The sequence below is a fragment of the uncultured Methylobacterium sp. genome (genome assembly GCF_964244095.1).
In the GTDB taxonomy this organism is placed as follows: domain Bacteria; phylum Pseudomonadota; class Alphaproteobacteria; order Rhizobiales; family Beijerinckiaceae; genus Methylobacterium.
This window is the reverse complement of sequence record NZ_CAXTHR010000080.1, coordinates 1-19,804: the sequence shown is the minus strand read 5'-3', so window position 1 is coordinate 19,804 and position 19,804 is coordinate 1. Positions and strand designations below refer to the sequence as shown.

Genomic DNA, 19,804 nt, shown 5'->3' with positions numbered 1-19,804 from the left:
GGCCGCGTCATCGGGATCGTCACGGTAGACGACGTGATCGACGCGATGGTCCAGAAGCAGACGGAGGACGTGCAGCGCTTCGGCGGCATGGAGGCGCTCGACGAGCCCTACATGGACATCTCCTTCCTCACGATGATCAAGAAGCGCGCGGGCTGGCTCTGCGCGCTGTTCCTCTCGGAGATGCTCACCGCCTCGGCCATGCAGGGCTTCGAGGGCGAGCTCGAGAAGGCGATCGTGCTGACCCTGTTCATCCCGCTCATCATGAGTTCGGGCGGCAACTCGGGGAGCCAGGCGACCTCGCTCCTCATCCGCGCGCTGGCCCTGCACGAGGTCCGCCTGCGCGACTGGTGGCGCGTGGCCCTGCGCGAGGTGCCGACGGGGCTGGTGCTCGGCGCGATCCTCGGCCTGATCGGCATCGTCCGCATCGTGGTCTGGCAGAAGGCCGGGCTGTACGATTACGGCGCGCACTGGCCGCTGGTCGCGGCCACCGTCGGTGCGGCGCTGGTGGGCATCGTCACCTTCGGCTCGCTCACCGGCTCGATGCTGCCGTTCCTGCTCCAGCGGCTCGGCTTCGATCCGGCCACCGCCTCGGCACCCTTCGTGGCAACGCTGGTCGACGTGACCGGCCTCGTCATCTACTTCTCCGTGGCGCTGCTGATCCTGCGCGGGACGCTGCTGTAGCGACCGCGACTGTACCCTTTCGGCAACAGTTGCGGCCGATTCGCCCCGCGGGCGCGGATGGCGCCGCGGATCTGGACGGCGCCGCGAAACGCCGCCTCACCTGTCGACGTAAGGGCCGCGCCGGCACCGCCGCCGTCCCGTGCGTCGAGCCCGACGACACCCTTTCCGGAGCCTCCCGTGACGTTGCCCCTACTCAGCCGCCCGGCCCTGGACGACCTTGGCGGGGTGATCGGTCCGGAGAAGCTTCAGCGTCTGCTGGAGCGATTCACGGCAAGCCTGCGCGGCGCCTTCGCCGGGGGGGACCGGGCGCCCGTCGATCACGCCCGCGAGGCCCACACCCTGATCTCGATGTCGGGGATGCTCGGCTGCGAGCGGCTCTCGGGGGCCTGCCGCGCCCTGGAGGCGCAGGCCAAGGCCGGGACGGACCTCGCGGCGTCGCTCGCCGACATCCGGGTGCTGCGCGACGAGACGGTCGCCGCGTTGGAGGGTCTCACGGCATCCTCCAGGGCCGGCGTGCCTCCCGGCGAAGCGGACGGTTCGGCGCAGCAAAGCGCGCCATGACCACGGTCCGGCCGGATCGGAGGCGATCCAAAGCGGCAGGCGGCCGGAACGACCCGCCCTCGACGGTGGCGCGATGAGGGCCGGGACGTCGGGAACGCGGGAGCCGCAGGTGTTTGAAGCGCAGGTCTCGGGAATGCAGGTCTCGGGAGCGCGCGGATCGGGGCCGGGCGGCAAGGCGCCCTCCGGTCCGGATCGCCTCGCCGGACGGTCGGCGCAGGTTCTGGCCGTCGCCGGCGGCCTGGTCTTCCTCGCCCTCGTCTGGAGCGGTCTGCTGTTCCACATGGACCGGCGCCGCGAGGGCGAGATCGCCCAGGCCAGGCGCGACGTGACCAACCTGTCGGTCGCGCTGGCCGAGCAGGTCTCGCGGATGATCGAGGGCATCGATCAGATCATGCGCCTGATCCAGGGCGACTTCGCCGACAACCCGAAGACCTTCGATTTCGCCACCTGGTCGAAGCGCGCCACCATGCTCGAAGCCAGCGCCAACCAGATCGCGATCTTCGACGAACGCGGGGACCTCGTCGTGGCGCGGACGCCGCCGCGACCCGGCGCCCCACGGGTCAACGTCGCCGACCGGGACTATTTCCGCCATCTCTCGGAGCATCCCGAAGCCGGCCTCTACCTCAACCGGGTGATCCAGGGGCGCGTCCAGGGGGCATGGTCGTTCAACCTGGCGCGGCGCCTGACGCGGGCGGATGGGAGCTTCGGCGGCGTCCTCATCGTCGCCCTCGATCCCGCCTACCTCGTGGCGCGCTTCCGGGCGCTCGACGTCGGGACGGACGGCAGCGTCTCCCTGTTCGGTCTCGACGGCTACATCCGCGCGCGGTCCCCGCCGACGCCGGGCATGTACGAACGCGACCTCGGGACCGATCCGAACAGCGGCCTGTTCGCGAACCTGAAGACCGCGCCGGCCGGGACGTTCGAGTCCGTCAGCCTCTACGACGGGCGGCACCGCCTGTTCGGCTACCGCATCACGGACGGGCTGCCCCTCGTCGTCCTGGTGGGCGAGTCGATGACGGAGTTGCTGGCGCCGATCCGCGAGGAGCGGGTCCGCGCCTTCGCGGTCGGGGGCGCCACGACGGCGGCGATCCTCGGCGGGCTTCTCGTCCTCCTGCGCGAACTGGAGCGCCGCCGCCGCCGCGAGGCGCTGCTGATCGAGACGCACCGGGCGCTGGGCGAGGCCGAGACGCTGTTCCGCGGCGTGTTCGAGAACGCCACCGACCACCTCTTCGTCCACCGGGTCGGCCCGGACGGCGGCTTCGTCCTCGAAACCCTGAACCCGAGCGCGTCCGCGCTGATCGGGCGCTCGGTGGAGGAGGCCCGCGGCAAGACGCCGGAGGAGGTGATGCCGCCCGACATGGCGGCGATCGTGCGGGCCGACATCGCGGGCGTGATCCGGACGGGCAGGCCCCTCCACAAGCAGGACGAGCGGGTGCGCGGCGACGGCACCCACCGCTTCGAGGTGATCATAGTGCCGCTGCCCGAGGCCGGCGGCGGCATCGGGCGGGTCTTCATCAGCGCGCGCGACATCACGCACCTGCGCAGGGCCGAGGAGCGCATCGCCCGCAGCGAGGCGCGCTACCGGCTGCTCGCCGACAACGCCAGCGACATGATCGTGCAGCTCGACCTGACGGGGGAGCGCCTCTACGTCTCGCCGGCCTCGCGCGAGCTGGTCGGCCACGCCCCGCAGGAGCTCCTCGGGACGCGGCCGCAGGACGACGTGCATCCCGAGGACGCGCCGGCGCTGGACAGGCTGGTCGGACGCCTGTCCCGGGGCGAGGCCGAGACCGCGGTCGGCACCCATCGCCTGCGCCGCAAGGACGGGTCGTACCTCTGGGTCGAGGGCTCGTGGCGCCTCGTGCGCGACGACGCCGCGCGGCCCTGCGGCTTCGTCGTCTCGGTGCGCGACGTCGATGCCCGGCACCGCGCGGAGGAGGCTTTGCGCTCCAGCGAGGCGCGCTACCGGGCGCTCGCCGACACGCTGCCGCAGCTCGTCTGGGTGACGCGGGCCGAGGACGGCGAGGCGGCCTACGTCAACCGCCGGTTCGAGGCGTATTACGGCCCGATCGGCTCGGGGGACGCGGCGCGGGTGGCGGCCAACCACCCCGGCGACGCCGAGCGCATGGCGGCGGCCTGGGCGGCGGCGCTTCGGGCCGACGGCGATTACGAGGTGGAGGGACGCCTGCGCCGGCACGACGGCGCCTACCGCTGGCACAAGATCGTGATGGTGCCGATCCGTCAGGCCGGCGGGATCGTCGGCTGGCTCGGCACGGCGCTGGACATCGACGACATCATCACCGCGCGCCGCACCCTGGAGGAGACCAGCGACCTGCTGCGGCTCGCCCAGGACGCCGCCGAGGCGGGCGCGTGGGACCTCGACCTCGCCGCCGGAATGGTGCTGCTCTCGCCGGAGAGCGCGCGCCTGCTCGGCCTGCCGGGCACGCAGCCGCTGCGCCTGCCCCTCGACGCCTGGAAGGCGCAGGTGGTGCCGGAGGACCGGGAGCGCGCCTTCGCGGCGGCCTCCGAGGCGATCGCCGCGCGCCGGACCTTCGTGACGGAGTTCCGGGTCGCGGGCGCCGACGGCGCGGTGCGCTGGCTGCAGAGCATCGGGCGCGCCTACTACGATCCCGCGGGCAGCCCGACCCGGGTGATCGGCCTGAACTTCGACATCACCGAGCGCAAGCAGGCCGAGCTGGTGCTGCACGAGGCGAAGGCGGCGGCCGACGCCGCGCGCCTGGAGGCCGAGCGCGCGAGCGCGGCCAAGACCGACTTCCTCGCCGCGATGTCGCACGAGATCCGCACGCCGCTGAACGCGGTGATCGGCTTCACCGACCTGCTGGTGCGCTCCGACCGGCTCGCGCCGGATCTCCTGCGCCACGCCGAGCTCGCGCGCTCGTCGGGCTCCGCCCTGCTGACGGTGGTCAACGACATCCTCGACTTCTCGAAGGTCGAGGCCGGGGCGATCGACCTGGAGCACCGCAGCTTCGCGCCGGCGGCGCTGGCCGACAACTGCCTCTCGATCGTGCGCGGGCTGGCCACCGCCAAGGGCCTGGCGGTGGTGAGCCGGATAGACGGGGACCTGCCCCAAAGCCTCGTCGGCGACGAGGGACGGCTGCGCCAGATCCTCCTGAACCTGCTGAACAACGCGGTGAAGTTCACACCGGGCGGCAGCGTCACCCTCGCCGTCCGGCACGTCGGCACCACGCAGGCCGCCGGCAGCACGCAGGCGGGCGAGACCATCCGCTTCAGCGTGACCGACACCGGCATCGGCATCCCGCGCGCCAAGCAGCACCGGCTGTTCGAGCGGTTCTCGCAGGTCGACGACTCGGTGACCCGCGATTTCGGCGGCACCGGGCTCGGGCTCGCGATCTGCAAGCGCCTCGTCGAGCTGATGGGCGGCGCGATCGGGGTCGATTCGGACGAGGCTGCGGGATCGACCTTCTGGTTCACGGCGACGCTTCCGCTCGGGGCCGCCGTCACGGCTTCCGCCGGCGCGCCGCGCAGCCCCACGCCCCGGACCACCGGCCACATCCTCCTCGTCGAGGATGTGGCGATCAACCAGGAACTCGCCCGCCTCGTGCTGGAGGCCGCCGGCCACACGGTCGACGTGGTGGCCGACGGGGCGGCGGCGGTGATGGCGGTGGAGGACGGGGCGTTCGACCTCGTGCTGATGGACGTGCAGATGCCGGGCATGGACGGCATCACCGCGACCCGGATGATCCGCCGGCTCGACGGCCCGTCGGCGCATGTTCCGGTGATCGCGATGACCGCCAACGTGCTGCCGAACGAGGTGCACCAGTTCCACGAAGCGGGCATGGACGACCATGTCGGCAAGCCGTTCGAGCGCGCCGTGCTCTACGCCACCATCGCGCGCTGGCTTCCCGGACGGGGGGCGGGACCGGAGCGGCGGGCGGCCGAGAGGTGAGCCGCCCCGCCGGCCGCCGACGCCGGGGGGGGACGGCGCGGGTTTGAGGCGGCGCCGATCCGCGCGCACATTGCGGTCGGGCCGCGGACGGGCGATTCGGGAGCAAGGGACGGGATGCCGGGGGCGCGGAAGGCGGTCATTCCAGGCGCGAAGCGGGGGCCGGTTCCGGCCCCGGCGATCCGACGGGAAGCCGCCATGCAGACGACCGAGACCGCCCGACCGACCTGCGCGGACGGCGACGGCGTGCGCCGGGCGGCGCTCGCCGCCCGCGACGCGGCCTTCGACGGCCGCTTCGTCTATTCGGTGCGCAGCACCGGCATCTATTGCCGGCCGAGCTGCCCCGCCCGCGCGGCGCGCCCCGAGAACGTCGCCTTCCACGCCACCCCGGCCGAGGCCGAGGCGGCGGGCTTTCGTGCCTGCAAACGCTGCCGGCCGAACGCGGCGTCGCGCGATGCGCGGCGCGCCGCGCTCGTGGCCCGCGCCTGCCGCCTGATCGACGCGGCCGAGACCGTGCCGGCGCTCGACGCGCTCGCCCGCGACGCCGGCCTGAGCCCGTTCCACTTCCACCGGGTGTTCAAGGCCGTCGCCGGCGTCACGCCGAGGGCCTATGCCGAGGCGCGCCGCGCGGATCGCGTCGCGGAGGGGTTGCGGCAGGCGGGCAGCGTCACCGAGGCGCTCTACGCGGCCGGCTACGGCGCGGCGAGCCGGTTCTACGCCGACGCCCCCCAGCGCCTCGGCATGGCGCCCGCCGCCTACCGCAAGGGCGGCGCCGGCGAGACCATCCGCTTCGCGGTGGGGCCGTGCAGCCTCGGGGCGATCCTGGTCGCGGCGACGGCGCGCGGCGTCTGCGCGATCCTGCTCGGCGACGACCCGGATGCGCTGCTGCGCGACCTGGAGGACCGCTTCCCCCATGCGGCGCTGACGGGGGGCGACCCCGGCTTCGAGGCCGTGGTGGCGCAGGTGGTCGGCCTCGTCGAGGCGCCCGGGACGGCGTTCGACCTGCCGCTGGACATCGGCGGCACCGCCTTCCAGCAGAAGGTCTGGGCGGCATTGCAGAAAATTCCCGCCGGGACGACGGCGAGCTACGCCGAGATCGCCCGCGCCGTCGGCGTCCCGGCGGCGGTGCGCGCGGTGGCCCGGGCCTGCGGCGCCAACGCGCTCGCCGTCGCGATCCCCTGCCACCGGGTGGTGCGGGCGGATGGCGGGCTATCGGGCTACCGCTGGGGCATCGCGCGCAAGCGCGACCTGCTCGCCCGCGAGGGCGTCGCGCGCTGAGCGCGGCGTCCGCGCTCGACCGGACGCGGATCGTCGCCGATCCCGACGCCTTCGGCTGTCGAAGACCCTACTTCCCGAACCGCTCGAACTTCGGGAAACTCCGCGTCATCAGCGTGCCGGCGTCGGCGCGGTGGCCCATCCACTTCTCCAGCACGCCCGCGTTGGCGACCCGCGCCTGGGCCGAGCCGTCGCGCCAGGGCAGGCCCTCGGCGAGCGCGAAGACGCAGGCGTCGGCCAGCGTCGAGGCCCGGCACCGCTGAAGGCGGACGCCCTTGCCGCGGACGAGTTCGGGCAATTCGGCGGCGGGGAAGACCAGCAGCAGCTTGTCGGCGCTCGTCACCGCGACGTGGTCGCCCTCGGCCGGCACGAGCAGCACCGCCTTCGCGTCGCCGTCGAGGCCGAGCACGCCCTTGCCCTTGCGGGTGTTGGCCACGAGCGCGTCGGCCGGCGCGAGGAAGCCACGCCCGTCCGAGCCCGCGATCAGCAGGCGGGTCTCGGGCCGGTAGGGCAGGGCGGCGACGATCTCGGTGCCGTCGTCGAGATCGACCATCAGCCGGATCGGATCGCCGAAGCCGCGCCCGCCCGGGAGCTTGGCGGCCTCCAAGGTGAAGACCTTGCCGTTCGAGGCCAGCACCAGGATCTTCGCCGTGGTCTCGCTCGGGAACGCGATCTTGATCCGGTCGTCACCCTTGAAGGCCACGGTCGAGAGGTCGGCGACGTGGCCCTTCAGCGCGCGGATCCAGCCCCTGTCCGAGACGATGACGGTGACCGGCTCGCGCTCGACCATCGCCGCGGTGAAGTCGATGCCGGCGGTGTCCGGCGGGTTCTGGAGCGTGGTGCGGCGGGCGCCGAGCTTCGTCTCCGGCCCGAACGCCTTCCGCACGGCGCGGACCTGCTGCGTGATCGTCTTCCACTGCGCGGCCTCCGAGCCCAGCAGCGCGTCGAGCCCGTCCTTTTCCTTCGTCAGCGCGTCGAGCTCGCGCTTCAGCTCCATCTCTTCGAGCCTGCGCAACGAGCGCAGGCGCGTGTCGAGGATCGCGTTGGCCTGGACCTCGGTGAGCGCGAAGCGCGCCATCAGCGCGGGCTTGGGCTCGTCGTCCTCGCGGATGATGCGGATCACTTCGTCGAGGTCGAGGTAGACGATCAGCAAGCCGCCGAGGATCTCAAGGCGCCGCGCGATCTGCCCGAGGCGGTGGCGCGAGCGGCGCTGGAGCACGACGCGGCGGTGGTCGAGCCATTCGCGCAGCGCCTCGCCGAGCCCGATCACCCGCGGCACGAGGCCGCCGACGAGCACGTTCATGTTGAGGGGCACGCGCGCCTCCAGCTCGGTCAGCCGGAACAGCGATTCCATCAGGATCACCGGATCGACGTTGCGCGCGCGCGGCTCCAGCACCACGCGCACGTCCTCGGCCGATTCGTCGCGCACGTCGGCGAGCAGCGGCAGCTTCTTCTCCTGGAGGAGTTCGGCGAGCTTCTCGATGAGCCGCGCCTTCGGGATGCCGTAGGGGATCTCGGTGACGACGATGTTCCAGGTGCCCCGCCCGAGATCCTCCTTCGCCCAGCGCGCCCGCACCCGGAACGCGCCGCGGCCGGTGCGGTAGGCCTCGGCGATGGATTCGGCGGAATCGATCAGGATGCCGCCGGTGGGGAAGTCCGGCCCCTGCACGAAGCTGACGAGCTGGGCCGAGGTCGCCTGCGGGTTGGCGATCAGGTAGAGCGCCGCGTCGCAGAGTTCGGCGGCGTTGTGCGGCGGGATCGAGGTCGCCATGCCGACCGCGATACCCTGGCTGCCGTTGGCGAGCAGGTTCGGGAAGGCGGCGGGCAGGACCGAGGGCTCGTCCTTCTCGCCGTTGTAGGAGGGCCGGAAATCGACCGTGTCCTCGTCGAACCCGTCGAGGATCAGGCGCGCGACCTCGGTCAGCCGCGCCTCGGTGTAGCGGTAGGCGGCCGGGCCGTCGCCGTCGATGTTGCCGAAGTTGCCCTGGCCGTCGACCAGCGGGTAACGCTGCGCGAAGTCCTGCGAGAGCCGCACCAGCGCGTCGTAGATCGCCTGGTCGCCGTGCGGGTGGAAGTCGCCCATCACGTCGCCGACGATCTTGGCGCACTTCTTGTGCGGCGTGTTCGGGTCGAGGCGCAGCAGCCGCATGCCGTAGAGGATGCGCCGATGCACGGGCTTGAGCCCGTCGCGGGCGTCCGGCAGCGCGCGGTGCATGATCGTGGAGAGCGCGTAGGCGAGGTATCGCTCCTCGAGCGCCGTCTTCAGCTCGACGCTCTCGATGCCGTCCCCGCTCGGCGGCTCGAAGGGCTGGCCCATCACGGCTCCAAAATTCGCGTCACGAGAAGGATTGTTTCACATGGAACATAGCACGAACATCACGGGCAGGCATCAAGGCCGGCCGCGACGAACCGCGCGCGTTCCTCGGGCGCGGGCAGCGCCCGCGGCCCCCAGATGTGCTGGGCGAGGAAGTAGCCGGTCAAGGTAAACCCATTGCGCACGTCGTCCTCGCCTTCGAGCGGGCCGCCGTCGCGCAGGAACCGCGGCAGCGGCAGCAGGCGGTCGCGATAGGGCTCGCCGGCGGACGCGCTCACCGCGCGCCCGCTCTTCGGCGAGACGTAGATCAGCGCGTCGTTGGCGCCGGTGGCCGCGCACGCGCCGAGATCGAGGCCGAAGCCGAGCTCGGCGAGGATCGCCAGCTCGAACCGCACCATCAGCGCCGGCGCGACCGCGCGGTCGTGGAGGTGGGCGATCAGCACGCGGGCGGCCTCGAACAGCTCCGCGTGCGGGTCGCGCTCGGGCAGGAGCCGTAGCAGGCCGGCTGCGTGACCGATCCCGTAGAGCGCCAGCCCCGAGCCGATCAGCCGCGACAGGGCCGATTCCAGCGGCTCGACCGCGAAGGCGCCGAGGCCGTCGTCGAGGCGCGCCCGCCACGTCGCCCGGACGAGGTTCCCGGGCTGGAGCACCGGTTGCATCCTGCGCGAGCGCCCGCCATGGACGAGGCCGAGATGGCGCCCGTGCTCGCGGGTCATCGCTTCGAGGACGATTCCCGTCTCCCCGTGCCTGCGCACGCCCAGCACCACGGCGTCATCGGTCCATTGCATGAGGGGAAGATAGGATTTTCCGGTAAGTTTTGTGAGGTTGGCGCCGCGATGCCGGCCGACCAGCTTCCGAAGCCGCGGCCGGCGCGGTAGCCTCAGCCCACGGGAGGGCCGTTTCGATGCCGGGACCGATCCAGCGATCCGCCGCGACGGTCGGCGTGGCGTTCACCCTCGGTGGCTGCATGGCGCGGAGCGAGGCCCCGGCCGTCCCGGCAAGCCACGGGACGATCCGCGAGCGCGTCGCGGCGCTCGCCCTGCGGCAGGTGCCGTTCGGGTCGGTCTCGCTGCTGCCGGTGCGGTTCGAGGCGAGCCGCATCGCGGGGCCGTTCGAGGACGGGGGCCGCACGCTGTGGTGCGTGTCGAGCCACATGAAGGGCCGCACGTTCGGTAAGGCCGAGCGGCCGAAGGTGGTAATCCGCGAGGACAAGGCGGCGGGCACGCTCACGCCGATCGACGACGACGAGGTCTGCCACGGCCACCGCACAGAGCCGTTCCCGGAACTCGACACGCCGGGCAACGCCAAAGGCTGACGAATGTCAGCCTTTGGGTGTCGTCCCTCCGGTGTCGTTCTGGCCCCATCGTTGCTCCCACCGGATCGATGCCGAAACAGCCGCTCGCCCTCACCCTCGACCTGATCGCCCGCGTCCATTCCGTGCCCGTTCCCGACGACGCGGCGGCGTTGCAGGTGATGACCGACGAAGAGTTGGTGCCGGGCCTGGAGCAGATCATCGCGAGCCGGGGACGCGGCAGCGGTGGCCTATGGGTGTTCGCCTACGGCTCGCTGATGTGGCGGCCGGAATTCGTCTTCTCCGAGCGCCGGATCGGCACGGTGCGCGGCTTCCACCGCCGCTTCTGCCTGCTGCAGCGGCGCTTCCGCGGCACGCCGGAGCGGCCGGGCTTCGTCCTGGCGCTGGACCGCGGCGGCCTGTGCCGCGGCGTCGCGTTCCGGCTGGCCGGGACGGACCTGCGCGAGACGCTGATGCCGGTCTGGCGCCGGGAGATGCGCGGGCGCGGCTACGTCGCCCGCTGGCTCCCCGTCGCGACCGAGGCCGGCCCCGTCTCGGCGCTGACCTTCCTCGTGAACCGCGCCAGCGACCGCTATTCCGGGCGGCTGACCGACGCCGAGATCGCCAAGAAGATCGCCGCCGCCTGCGGCCATATCGGGCCGAGCGCCGAGTACCTGCTGCGCACGGTCGAGGCCTGCGAGACGCTCGGCATCCACGACCGCCACCTCTGGTCGTTGCAGGCGCTGGTCGCCGAGCACCTGCGCGCCTGCCCGCCCGGATGCCAGAGCACTTCCCAGCGCGGCGGATACCGGCTCGCGTGAGGAGAACGCGACCACACGACGCGTTGGAGCGTTTTCCAGGTAACCGGGGGCAGATTGCCGGGCGGCCAGGCTGTTGCGGCCTGTCTGACGAGGTCCGGTAGGGGCGCGGGCACGGCGATATCGTCGGGGACGCCGAGGCGGTCACCGAGGTAGCGGAAGCGCGGCGCTCATCGCAGCATCGCTGTCCTCCAGGCCGCCCTCGCAACCTTCCTCGATACGCACGACGCTGATCCAAAGCCCTTCCGCTGGACCAAATCCGCCGACGACATCCGGCGTCGATCAAACGCTTGCGCCTGCGCATCGCTCCACCAGAAATGCCGCGAACTTCCGGTTCGAGTCACTAGAGCATTTTCCATGATCCCTGGATCACGGGAAATGCTCTAAGTCTCTGTGTGGTCGCATTTTCTTCACACGAGCCGGTATCCACCTCGCTGGAAAATGCTCTAGGACGCGACATCATCAGTGGTTAGACACAGAAAACCGACACCGTATAACGTGCTCATCGACGTTACCCAAATCTATGGACAATAGATAAAGACAGTATTTTTTCTTTTAAATAATTAATCATTAAACATTTTACGAAAGATATTTGTCTTACGAAAATTATGCGGCCAACGATGATTGATTACAGGCCAGTGAAGATTTCATCAACCAATGACACCCATCATCATGACCATTCACGCCTCCGAAGCGGTGACGAGCGATGGAAATGCAGATGGTGCCGCTTCCGGCGAACGAGGTCGAACGGCTCGCGGCGTTGCGTGACCTGCGCATCCGCGATACCCCGCTCGAGGCTCGCTTCGATGCCGTGTGCCGCACGGCGGCTGCGCTGTTTTCCGTGCCCATCGCGCGCGTCTCGCTCATCGGAAGCGGCCGGCAGGGGTTGAACGCCAGGTGCGGGATCGCGGCAGACGCAACGCTGCGCGACGTCGCGTTCTGCGCGCATGCCAGCCTCTCGGACGCTGTCTTCGTCGTGGAAGACGCAACGGCGGACGTCCGCTTTGCCGACGATCCCCTGGTGACGGGTGAGCCCGGCATCCGCTTCTACGCGGGTGCGCCTCTCATCCTCGACTCCGGCATCCGGCTCGGCACGCTGTGCGTCATCGATACCAAACCGCGCAGCTTCTCCGACGAACACAGGACCCGGCTTCGGGACCTCGGCCGGACCGTCGTCGCACTCATCGAGCTTCATCGGGGGCGGCTTTCGATCGAAGCCGCGCTGGAGGAACGCATATGCTCGCAGGCGCCGATCTTGGCCGGCGAGACACGCGACCGGTCGCTCGCGGACGCGCTGCCGCAGATGGTTTGGGTGATGAGCGGTGTGGATGGCCGCACCATCTACACGAACCGGCAATTCAGCACCTATCACGGACTGATCGGATCGCGGCTCGAGGAACGCACCAGCCGCAACCATCCCGCAGATGCCGAGCGGATGGCTGACGCCTGGCAGCGGGCTATCGCCCACGAGCACACGTATTCCGTAGACGGGCGACTGCGCCGGCACGACGGCATCTACCGCTGGCACAAGCTGATCATGATCCCGGTGCGCCGCGACGGGAGGGTGGTGGAATGGCTCGGCACGGCGCTCGACATCGAGGACACCGTCGCAGCCCTGAACGCGCTGGAACAGACGACCGACCTGCTGCAACTGGCACAGGAGGTTGCCGGAGCGGGCGTTTGGCAGTGGAACCTCGATGAGGACGTGGTGCACCACTCGCCCGAGAGCGCGCGCATGCACGGGATTCCGTGCGAGCCGGGTTCGACGGCGTGGGTCGCTGTCAGCCTCGCGGAATGGGGGGCAAGCGTTCATCCGGACGACATCGCGCAGATGCATGCCGCCCGCTCGACGGCGCTTCGGAACGGGACCACCTATCAGGTCGAATTCCGGGTTCGGCAGACCGGGGAAGGCGATACGGACCGCCGGCTGACAGGTTTCAGTCGCATCATCCGCGATGCGGCGACAGGCCGGCCGCTGCGCATCGTCGGCCTCAACCTCGACGTCACCGAGGGGCGAACGGCCCAGGACGCCCTCGTTCAGAGCGAGACGCGACTGCGGACCAGCGAGGAGCGGCTCGCGCTCGCCCTCGACAGCGGCAGCGACGGTCTGTGGGACTGGGATGTGGCCACGGGACAGGCGTGGTTCTCGGATCGCTGGCAGACCATGCTCGGCTACGAGCCGGGGGAGATCGAACAGCATGTCGATTCGTGGGAGCGCCTGACGCATCCCGACGACATCGAGCGGGCCCGGGTGCTGCATACGGAGCACTTCGAGGGGCGCACGGCATCCTACGCCTGCGAGCACCGCATCCGCGCGAAATCCGGTGCGTATGTCTGGGTCCTCTCCCGTGGCAGGGTGGTCTCGTACGACGCGGACGGCAAGCCGCTGCGCATCGTGGGCACCCACATCGATATCACCGAGCGCAAGGCCTCGGAGCACCGCATCGCCTACATGGCCCGCCACGATGTGCTCACCGGCCTGCCCAATCGCGCGGTGTTTCACGAGCATCTGGAGCATCGGCTCGCGGAGATCCACCGCGGCCGAGGTCAGGCGGCTCTGCTGTGCCTCGACCTCGACCGCTTCAAATCGGTCAACGACACGCTCGGGCATCCCGCCGGCGACGATCTGCTGTGCCAGATCGCCCACCGCCTCCTGGCGACGGTGCGGGAGGGCGACGTCGTGGTGCGGCTCGGCGGCGACGAGTTTGCGATCATAACCTCGCACTTCGAGCATGCGCATCAGGTGAGCATGCTGGCGCAGCGGGTGATCGACGCCGTGGGCCAACCCCTCGATCTCGGCGGGACCCTCGTCACCGTCGGCGTCAGCATCGGCATCGCGCTCGCGCCCACGGATGGCGACGACGCGGCCGCTCTGTTCAAGAACGCGGACCTCGCCCTCTACCGAGCCAAAGCCTCGACGGGCAACACCTACCGCTTCTACGAAGCCGGCATGGACGCGGCCGTCCAGACCAGGATGCAGCTCGAGTTCGAGATGCGCCAGGCGATCATGTGCGGCAGCTTTGCCTTGCATTATCAGCCCGTCATGCATCTGGCCGAGGATCGGATCGTCGGCTTCGAGGCCTTGATGCGCTGGCCTCATCCCACGCGCGGGATGATCGCGCCCGGCGAATTCATCCCGCTGGCCGAGGAGACGGGGCTGATCGTCCCGCTCGGCGCCTGGGCGCTCCAGGAGGCCTGCCGCGAGGCTGCATCCTGGCCCGACGACCTGCGGATTGCCGTCAACGTCTCCGCCATCCAGTTCCAGCAGCCCGGGCTGGAGCAGAGCGTCCTCTCGGCCCTGGCTGCCGCAGGTCTCGCACCGCATCGGCTCGAACTCGAGATCACGGAGAGCGTCCTCGTTCAGGACGCCGAGGCCGTGATCGCCTGCCTGCATCGGCTGAAAGGCTTCGGGGTCCGCATCGCCCTGGATGACTTCGGCACGGGCTACTCGTCGTTGAGCTACCTCCGGCGCTTCCCGTTCGACAAGCTGAAGATCGACCGCTCCTTCGTGAAGGACATCGACAACCTGAGCACGGCGGCGATCGTGAACGCCATCGTCAGTCTCGGCATTGCGCTGGGGATGACGATCACGGCAGAGGGCATCGAGACCGAAGAACAGCTTGCCGCGACGCGCACGCAAGGCTGCAACGAAATACAGGGCTATTTCTATAGCAAGCCACTGCCCGTTGACCGTATCGTTCAATTCATAGGACAACGTCTGGCAAGGGCGGCTGCCTGAGCGCAGGGTCCCACTTTTGAATATTACACGTCATCGCTTTGACTTAATCATGGTGCTTCGCTCTTTTGAGAGCGATCACGGCGACGATAGCCTGCAAGCCCTGGGGCGGGACGGAGGCTGCGAAGAGCGGTTTCGTGCGCGGCCTTCAGCGGTCTCGTCGCAGATCCTGTGGCTGCACCGTCACCGATACGCCGCCGAAGGGTAAGCCGGCGGCGATGAAGGCGATGGCCATGGCGCTCCACGCGCTGGGCGACCTGCGCTTCGGGATGACCGGGCGCCTCCTGGGCATGAGCGACGTGTCGGTCCTGCGGCGGGCCCGTGCCGAGGCCGAGGCGTTGCCCGAACCCGACGTCCCGGCCGATGTCAGAGTCCTGAGCGTCGACGCGATGGGGCATTCCGTAAAAAAGCCAGACACGCTTTGGCTCTGGCGCGCCTACGATCCTGTCGGCGGGCGAACCGTGGCCCGGGTTCCGGTCGTGCCGTGGCGTGTATCGACAAACGCTACACCCAGTACCTCGACGCGCTCGCCAATCCCGGCCGCGTCGCCAAGGCGGCGATCAGCATCAAGTTCGCGACGCGGTGATGCCGATGGCCTGCAGGGCTCGATTGACGATCCCGCGCCGTGCGGAGCGCGTCTCGCATCCCTCCACCTGCGATGTGATGCGAGACGCGGCCCGAAGGATGGGTTATGAAAACGGCAGCCGCAACAGCTATTTAGCACGGTTCTAAACAACAGGCCGGTCACGCCGGCATCCGGTGCGCCGGGCGACCTCGCTGCCCTGCGCGGCGCCATGGATGACGAATGAATGCCCATGCTTGAGCGCCGCCTGCTCCCTCTGCCGACGGTGAAGGCGGCCCTGCGGGCCGACGCCTATGGATCGCCGCACCGGCGGTCCCGTCATGCGGTCTGAGCGGTGCAGCGATTGTCGATGCATCCGGTTCGATCGCTGGTCTGGCTGCGACCGCTCGTCCCGTTCCTCTGCCTGTACATCACCTTCGGCACGACGTTCGGCTTCCTGTCGGGGGGGGCGCCGCTGATCCTGCGGACGCGCGGGATCGAACTCGCCGAGATCGGCCTGCTGCAACTCATCAACCTGCCCGTGGGCCTGACCTTCCTCTGGGCGGTCGCCGTCGACAGGATAAGGCTCCCGCATCTTCCGCACCGCATCGGCTGGATCGCCCTGATGCAGGCCGCCACCATCGCCCTGCTCGCGGTGCTCAGCCTGGGCGAGGCTTGGCCCCTCCTCGTCCTCCTCACCTTTGCCGTGGCGACCTGTGTCTGCGTCGCGACCATGGACATCGCCCTCGAGGCCCTCGTGGTCGAGACCGTGCCGGACGACCGGCGCCCCTACGTGGCCTCGGCCAAGTTCTGCGGCGCCTCGCTCGGCGGCGTCGCGGGGGCGGGGCTGCTGATCGGGTACTACGACGCCATCGGCTGGCAGGCCGCGATCCTCGGCGTCGCCGGCCTGAACGTCCTCTGCGTGCTGCCGATGCTGCGCTATCCCGAGGCGCTGCTTCGGCGACCCGACGCGGGGGGACGGCGCGTGGTGGGCTCCTTCGGACGGCTCCGGCTCCTCGCGCCGCAGGTGCTGGTGCTGGGCCTCTACTTTGCGGCGATGTTCGGCCTGTCGGGGGTCAACAACCTCGCCCTGCTCGATCTCGGCGTGCCCCTCTCTGAGGTGGGCTTCGTCACCGGCAGCGTCGCGCCGATCGTCAACTTCGCCATGGCGGCGTTCTCGGGCGCCCTCGTCCGGCGGGTGGGGACGCTGCGCCTCATCACCCTCTCGGCGCTGGGCGCCGTGGCCTGCGGCGGCCTGATGCTCGCCGCCAGCGCGTCCGGTTCGTCCGGCCTCGCCATCGCGGGCACGATCCTCGGCGTCGTCTGCGGCGGCGGGCTCGGCGTGCCGGTGTTCAACATGATCTATCGCTGGGCGCAGGGGCCGCGCCCCGCTACGGACTACGCGCTGCTGTTCGGGGCCGCGTTCTTTGCCGCGATGCCGCTGCGGGTCGCCGCCCCGGCGCTCGCCGGCCTCGTCGGCTGGGCGGCATACTTCGCCCTGGCGATCCCGTTCTACGCCGTCGCGTTCCTGTGCCTGCGCGCGGCGATCGCCCGGACCCTGGAGGCCGACCGCGCCGCGGACGCCGCATGATCCTCCGGCCCATCCTCGACCTCTGCCGTGCCCATTCCGGCCTGTCGCGCCGCGTACCGTGGAGCAACGCCGACGCCGCCGCGGACTTGGCCTTGCGCGAACGCGACAGGGATGCCGCCCGCGCCGTTCACGGCGCGGGCGGCGGGCCTCGGCCGCTGCGGCGGGACGCCTTTTGCCGCTGCCCGCCGGCGCAGGCCTTCGGCGGAGGGGCGCGTCGGCCGCGCGCGTGCTGTATGCGCTACCGGCTGCCGGGCGCCGCCGCCTGCGGCGCCGCGTGCCCCTCGATCACCCGAAAGCCCCATGCTGAAGGCCTTCCTCGCCTACTATCGCCCGCACCGCACCCTGTTCCTGATCGACTTCGGCTGCTCCGTCCTGTCGGGCCTGCTCGAACTCGGCTTCCCGATGGCGGTGAAGGCGTTCGTCGACGTGCTGCTGCCGCGTCAGGACTGGACGCTGATCCTGGCTGCCGCCGCAGGGCTCGCCGCGATCTACGTCGCCAATGCCGGCCTGATGGTGGTGGTGACCTACTGGGGCCACGTGCTCGGCATCAACATCGAGACCGAGATGCGCGCGCGCGCCTTCGACCACCTCCAGAAGCTCTCGTTCCGCTTCTACGACAACCAGAAGACCGGCCACCTCGTCGCCCGCGTGACCAAGGACCTGGAGGAGATCGGCGAGGTCGCCCACCACGGGCCCGAGGACCTGTTCATCGCGGTCATGACGCTCGTCGGCGCCTTCGCCCTGATGGTCCTCGTGCATCCGCCGCTCGCCCTGCTGACGGCCGCCATCCTGCCGGTGATCGCCTTCGTCAGCCTGCGCTACGGCGGCCGCATGACCCGCAACTGGCAGACGCAGTACGGCCGGGTCGGCGCCTTCAACGCGCGCATCGAGGAGAACGTCGGCGGCATCCGCGTGGTGAAGGCCTTCGCCAACGAGCCGCACGAGAAGCGCCTGTTTGCCACCGACAACAGGAAGTACCGCGAGACCAAGCTCGAAGCCTACAGGATCATGGCGGCCAGCCTGTCGATCAACTACCTCGGCATGCGGCTCGTGCAGATCGTGGTGCTGCTGGGGGGCGCCGCCTTCGTGGTGCGCGGCGAGCTGAGCCCGGGCGGCTTCGTCGGCTTCCTGCTGCTGGTCGGCGTGTTCTACCGGCCGCTGGAGAAGATCGGCGCCGTCGTCGAGACCTACCCGAAGGGCGTCGCCGGCTTCCGGCGCTACTCCGAGCTCATGGCCACCGAGCCCGACATCGTCGACCGCCCCGGCGCGGTCGCGGTGGCGACGCTGCGTGGCGACATCCGCTTCGAGGACGTGCGCTTCGGCTACAGCGCCGACCGGCCGGTCCTGTCGGGCCTCGACCTTACGGTCGCGGCCGGCGAGACGGTGGCCTTCGTCGGCCCGTCGGGGGCCGGCAAGACGACGCTGTGCTCCCTGATCCCGCGCTTCTACGAGGTCGAGGGCGGCCGCATCACCGTGGACGGCATCGACATCCGCGACGTGACGCTCGCCTCGCTGCGGCGGCAGATCGGCATCGTCCAGCAGGACGTGTTCCTCTTCGCCGGCACGATCCGCGAGAACATCGCCTACGGGCGCCTCGACGCGGGCGAGGCCGAGATCGCGCACGCCGCGCGGCGGGCCAAGCTCGACGCCCTGATCGACAGCCTGCCGGACGGCCTCGACACGGTCGTCGGCGAGCGCGGGGTCAAGCTCTCGGGCGGCCAGAAGCAGCGCCTGGCGATCGCGCGGGTCTTCCTCAAGAACCCGCCGATCCTGATCCTGGACGAGGCGACGTCCGCTCTCGACAGCGAGACCGAGCGGGAGATCCAGCGCGCGCTGACCGAACTCGCACAAGGCCGCACGACCCTGGTCATCGCCCACCGCCTCGCCACGATCCGTCAGGCCGACCGCATCGTGGTGGTGGGCCGGGACGGCATCGTCGAGCAAGGGCGGCACGAGGCGCTGCTCGCGGCCGGCGGCGCCTACCGGCGCCTCTACGCCGCCCAGTTCCCGCAACGCCGCGACGACGAGGCCGGCGCGGGCCTCGCCGCGGAGTGACCGACGCGATCCGGCGTCCCGACGCGGCGCGAGATCGGGCGTCGGTCGACGATCTTTTCCCCGTCGTCGCAACGGCTGCGAAAAAGCCCTGACCCGTAACCCTTCTCACTGCCCGACCAGAATTGCTGAGATACCGGAAGATTCCTCGATCGAGGTGGGGGGCACGCTTCAGTGCCGATTCACACACCCGCGACATCTCTATCAGGACTCTCAAGTCGTCGCTCGCATCAATGCATTGTGAAAATTGATCTTGGAAAAATCAGGGGCAGGGGACTTTCACGAACCTGTCAGGATCGGCTTGTTAAAGCATTTTCCAGCGAGGTGGACACCGGCTCGCGTGAAGAATACGACCGCACAAAGCGTTAGAGCGTCTTCCGTCGCCGAGACGATGCGCGTGTGTGCGAAGACGGTGCGCAAGCGGATCGCCCGCTTCGAGGCCGAGGGCGCGGCCGGTTTGCGGGACCGCTCGTCCCGGCCTCACACCCTGCATCGCCCGACCCCGGCCGCCACGGTGGCGGCGATCGAGTGCTTGCGCCGGCAGCGCTTCACCGGACAGCAGATCGCCCGGGACCTCGGCGTCTCACCTGCCACGGTGAGCCGCCCTGTTCCGCTACAACTGGCAACGGCCCCACATGGGCATCAACGCCAGGACACCGATCAGCCGTCTCGGATTATCCGGTGACAACCTGTTGAGACTCCACACCAGCAGATGCTCGAAGTCCATGTCTCGTGGCGTTTTGGCGAACCGCAGGTCGATCGGATATCGGATCGCGACCTCACCGGCAAAGCCCCTATTCCGGCCCCTGCTTGGAGAACTCCGACTGCACCGCGCGGAGCACCTTGAGCCGCGCGTCGTAGATGCCCTTGAGGCAGGCGGCGTCGGCGCCGCAGGTGCGGCGCTCGGCGAGCCAGGTCTCCTGGTCCTCGCGCAGCTTGGAGCGGCCGCCCATCGGCAGCACGTCCTTCAGGATCTCGAAGCGGGTCGCCATCTCGACGTC

The 19,804-nt window shown here is 70.2% G+C and carries 13 protein-coding genes; 10 read left to right on the top strand and 3 right to left on the bottom strand.

Annotated features, from left to right (window positions below; translation table 11 throughout):
* The 4 genes from ACFE86_RS13610 to ada form a co-directional block, all read left to right on the top strand.
* A partial coding sequence (locus ACFE86_RS13610) for a magnesium transporter (protein WP_375455865.1) occupies positions 1–681 on the top strand: 681 nt, incomplete at its 5' end.
* 177 nt (positions 682–858) lie between these two features.
* On the top strand, positions 859–1,242 hold the full coding sequence (locus ACFE86_RS13605) for an Hpt domain-containing protein (RefSeq protein WP_375455864.1): 384 nt from the start codon (positions 859–861) through the stop codon (positions 1,240–1,242).
* Positions 1,243–1,351: 109 nt separating this feature from the next.
* Positions 1,352–5,167, top strand: coding sequence for a PAS domain S-box protein (locus ACFE86_RS13600; RefSeq protein WP_375455863.1), 3,816 nt, complete (start codon positions 1,352–1,354; stop codon positions 5,165–5,167).
* Positions 5,168–5,362: 195 nt separating this feature from the next.
* Positions 5,363–6,442, top strand: a complete 1,080-nt coding sequence (gene ada / locus ACFE86_RS13595) for a bifunctional DNA-binding transcriptional regulator/O6-methylguanine-DNA methyltransferase Ada (RefSeq protein WP_375455862.1) — start codon at positions 5,363–5,365, stop codon at positions 6,440–6,442.
* Between the two features lie 67 nt (positions 6,443–6,509).
* Here the strand turns inward: ada and parC are convergent, their stop codons facing one another.
* Together parC and recO are read right to left on the bottom strand one after the other, a co-directional pair.
* Positions 6,510–8,756, bottom strand: a complete 2,247-nt coding sequence (gene parC, locus ACFE86_RS13590) for a DNA topoisomerase IV subunit A (RefSeq protein WP_375455861.1) — start codon at positions 8,754–8,756, stop codon at positions 6,510–6,512.
* A 59-nt stretch (positions 8,757–8,815) separates the two neighbouring features.
* Complete coding sequence (recO, locus tag ACFE86_RS13585; protein WP_375455860.1) at positions 8,816–9,541, bottom strand: DNA repair protein RecO; 726 nt, start codon at positions 9,539–9,541, stop codon at positions 8,816–8,818.
* A 116-nt stretch (positions 9,542–9,657) separates the two neighbouring features.
* Between recO and ACFE86_RS13580 the strand changes: the two genes are divergently transcribed.
* The 6 genes from ACFE86_RS13580 to ACFE86_RS13555 all read left to right on the top strand — a co-directional run bounded on the left by ACFE86_RS13580 (position 9,658) and on the right by ACFE86_RS13555 (position 19,488).
* Positions 9,658–10,068, top strand: coding sequence for a hypothetical protein (locus ACFE86_RS13580; RefSeq protein ID WP_375455859.1), 411 nt, complete (start codon positions 9,658–9,660; stop codon positions 10,066–10,068).
* 68 nt (positions 10,069–10,136) lie between these two features.
* On the top strand, positions 10,137–10,865 hold the full coding sequence (locus ACFE86_RS13575; protein WP_375455858.1) for a gamma-glutamylcyclotransferase: 729 nt from the start codon (positions 10,137–10,139) through the stop codon (positions 10,863–10,865).
* A gap of 703 nt (positions 10,866–11,568) precedes the next feature.
* On the top strand, positions 11,569–14,601 hold the full coding sequence (locus tag ACFE86_RS13570) for an EAL domain-containing protein (protein ID WP_375455857.1): 3,033 nt from the start codon (positions 11,569–11,571) through the stop codon (positions 14,599–14,601).
* Between the two features lie 929 nt (positions 14,602–15,530).
* Positions 15,531–16,751 carry an MFS transporter gene (locus ACFE86_RS13565; RefSeq protein ID WP_375455856.1) on the top strand — a complete coding sequence of 407 codons (1,221 nt, stop codon included), beginning with the start codon at positions 15,531–15,533 and terminating at the stop codon, positions 16,749–16,751.
* A 300-nt stretch (positions 16,752–17,051) separates the two neighbouring features.
* Positions 17,052–18,806 (top strand): ABC transporter ATP-binding protein, encoded by a 1,755-nt coding sequence (locus ACFE86_RS13560; RefSeq protein ID WP_375455855.1) that lies wholly within the window; start codon positions 17,052–17,054, stop codon positions 18,804–18,806.
* Positions 18,807–19,143: 337 nt separating this feature from the next.
* A complete protein-coding gene (locus ACFE86_RS13555) occupies positions 19,144–19,488 on the top strand; it encodes a helix-turn-helix domain-containing protein (protein WP_375455854.1) in 345 nt (114 codons plus the stop codon).
* A gap of 109 nt (positions 19,489–19,597) precedes the next feature.
* On the opposite strand, the gene ACFE86_RS13550 is transcribed toward ACFE86_RS13555, so the two are convergent.
* Positions 19,598–19,804, bottom strand: a 207-nt coding sequence (locus ACFE86_RS13550; protein ID WP_375455853.1) for a lysozyme inhibitor LprI family protein, incomplete at its 5' end; no start/stop codon positions are given.

What these genes read in the sequence shown, in the direction of transcription:
- ada (WP_375455862.1), top strand. Translation starts at nt 5,363, where the DNA reads ATGCAGACGACCGAGACCGCCCGACCGACCTGCGCGGACGGCGACGGC.
- parC (WP_375455861.1), bottom strand. Translation starts at nt 8,756, where the DNA reads ATGGGCCAGCCCTTCGAGCCGCCGAGCGGGGACGGCATCGAGAGCGTC.
- recO (WP_375455860.1), bottom strand. Translation starts at nt 9,541, where the DNA reads ATGCAATGGACCGATGACGCCGTGGTGCTGGGCGTGCGCAGGCACGGG.
- ACFE86_RS13580 (WP_375455859.1), top strand. Translation starts at nt 9,658, where the DNA reads ATGCCGGGACCGATCCAGCGATCCGCCGCGACGGTCGGCGTGGCGTTC.
- ACFE86_RS13575 (WP_375455858.1), top strand. Translation starts at nt 10,137, where the DNA reads ATGCCGAAACAGCCGCTCGCCCTCACCCTCGACCTGATCGCCCGCGTC.
- ACFE86_RS13570 (WP_375455857.1), top strand. Translation starts at nt 11,569, where the DNA reads ATGGAAATGCAGATGGTGCCGCTTCCGGCGAACGAGGTCGAACGGCTC.
- ACFE86_RS13565 (WP_375455856.1), top strand. Translation starts at nt 15,531, where the DNA reads ATGCATCCGGTTCGATCGCTGGTCTGGCTGCGACCGCTCGTCCCGTTC.
- ACFE86_RS13560 (WP_375455855.1), top strand. Translation starts at nt 17,052, where the DNA reads ATGCTGAAGGCCTTCCTCGCCTACTATCGCCCGCACCGCACCCTGTTC.